At 69.7% G+C, this 2,027-nt stretch carries 3 protein-coding genes; all 3 read right to left on the bottom strand.

The genetic code is table 11. The features are described from left to right. Positions 1-821 (bottom strand): adenosylhomocysteinase (locus AB0M97_RS30765; protein ID WP_365964265.1); only part of this gene is annotated, 821 nt, incomplete at its 3' end. After that, positions 799-1,686, bottom strand: coding sequence for a methylenetetrahydrofolate reductase [NAD(P)H] (metF, locus tag AB0M97_RS30760; RefSeq protein ID WP_365964263.1), 888 nt, complete (start codon positions 1,684-1,686; stop codon positions 799-801). The genes AB0M97_RS30765 and metF, both read right to left, overlap by 23 nt. After that, the coding region (locus AB0M97_RS30755) for a vitamin B12 dependent-methionine synthase activation domain-containing protein (protein ID WP_365964262.1) at positions 1,683-2,027 on the bottom strand (345 nt) is incomplete at its 5' end. The genes metF and AB0M97_RS30755, both read right to left, overlap by 4 nt.

Genomic DNA, 2,027 nt, shown 5'->3' with positions numbered 1-2,027 from the left:
CGGGCGCCCTGACCGCGCAGCGACTCCGCGCAGCCCTTGCCCACGTCGCCGTAACCGCACACCACCGCGGTCTTGCCGCCGATCAGGGTGTCGGTGGCCCGGTTGATGCCGTCGATCAGCGAGTGCCGGCAGCCGTACTTGTTGTCGAACTTCGACTTCGTCACGGCGTCGTTCACGTTGATCGCCGGGAACAGCAGCACCCCGTCGCGCTGCATCTCGTACAGGCGGTGGACACCGGTCGTGGTCTCCTCCGTCACGCCGCGGATCTCGGCGGCGATCCGCGTCCAGTCCAGGGAGCTGTTCTCCAGCAGGGCGCGTACGACGGCCATTTCCTCGTTGTCCGCGGCGGGCAGCTCGCCGGTCTTCTGGTACTCGACGCCCTTGTGGACCAGGAGGGTGGCGTCACCGCCGTCGTCCAGGATCATGTTCGGGCCGACGTCCCCGGGCCAGGTGAGGGCCTGCTCGGTGCACCACCAGTACTCCTCCAGGGTCTCGCCCTTCCAGGCGAAGACGGGGATGCCGGCGGCGGCGATGGCGGCGGCCGCGTGGTCCTGGGTGGAGAAGATGTTGCAGGACACCCAGCGGACCTCGGCGCCCAGGGCGACCAGCGTCTCGATGAGGACGGCGGTCTGCACCGTCATGTGCAGGGAGCCGGTGATCCGGGCACCGGCGAGCGGCTGCGCCTGCGCGTACTCCCGGCGGATCGCCATCAGGCCGGGCATCTCGTGCTCGGCGAGGGTGATCTCCTTACGGCCGAACTCGGCGAGCGAGAGGTCCGCGACTTTGAAGTCCGTGAAGTCAGCGGTGGGCTGCGAGGGCATGCTGTGCACTCCTTGAGTTCGGTACGTGGGAGTTCAGTACGTTGCGGTGGATCTCGAGCGTCGCCGTCGAGCGGTTGAGCGTGATGTAGTGCAGGCCCGGGGCGCCCTCGGCGAGCAGCCGCTCGGCCATCGCGGTGGCGTACTCGACGCCGATCCGATGGCCCTCGGCGGGGTTGTCGCGGGCGGCCTCCAGGCGGTGGGCGAGCTTTTCGGGGAAGGCGGCTCCGCTGAGTTCGGCGAAGCGCGTGATCTGGCGTACGTCGGTGGCCGGCATGATCTCCGGGATGATCGGGGTGTCGCAGCCGGCGGCCGTCACCCTGTCGCGCAGCCGCAGATAGTCCTCGACGTGGAAGAACATCTGGGTGATGGCGTAGTCGGCGCCCGCTCGGCACTTGGCCACGAAGTGCCGGATGTCGCTGTCCCAGTCCGGGGAACGCGGATGCCGCTCGGGGAAGGCCGCGACACCCACGGTGAACTGCCCCGACTCCTTCACCAGGCGCACCAGTTCGTGGGCGTAGGTGAAGCCCTCGGGGTGCGGGATCCAGGGGGCGTTGGGGTTGCCGGGCGGATCGCCGCGCAGCACCAGGACGTCCCGGACGCCGATGTCGGCGTACTGGCCGATGATGTGCCGCAGCTCGGCCACCGAGTGCCCGACCGCGGTCAGGTGCGCGACGGGGCGCAGGGTCGTCTCGGTCACCAGGCGCTTGGTGACCTCGATGGTGCGGTCCCGGGAGGAGCCGCCGGCGCCGTAGGTGACGGACACGAAGTCGGGCGCGAGCGGTTCGATACGACGGATCGCCTGCCACAGCGTCCGCTCGCCCTTGGCCGTCTTCGGCGGGAAGAACTCGAAGGAGAAGGTCGTCATGTGCGGCCTCCCGCGTTGAAGTAGCCGGCCTCGGGGTGGTGGACGACGATGGCGTCGGTGGACTGCTCGGGGTGGAGCTGGAACTCCTCGGAGAGGTGGACGCCGATGCGCTCGGGCCGCAGCAGCCGGGCGATCTTCGCGCGGTCCTCCAGGTCGGGGCAGGCCGGGTAGCCGAGGGAGTAGCGGCAGCCCTGGTACTCGGTGCGGAACATTCCGTCCAGCGAGCCCGGGTCACCGCCGGAGATGCCGAGTTCGGCGCGGACGCGCGCGTGCCAGTACTCGGCGAGTGCCTCGGCCAACTGCACGGACAGGCCGTGCAGTTCGAGGTAGTCGCGGTAGGC

This window comes from Streptomyces sp. NPDC051207 (genome assembly GCF_040682395.1).
In the GTDB taxonomy this organism is placed as follows: Bacteria; Actinomycetota; Actinomycetes; order Streptomycetales; family Streptomycetaceae; genus Streptomyces.
This window is presented reverse-complemented; position numbering and strand designations above follow the sequence as displayed.

What these genes read in the sequence shown, in the direction of transcription:
- metF (WP_365964263.1), bottom strand. Translation starts at nt 1,686, where the DNA reads ATGACGACCTTCTCCTTCGAGTTCTTCCCGCCGAAGACGGCCAAGGGC.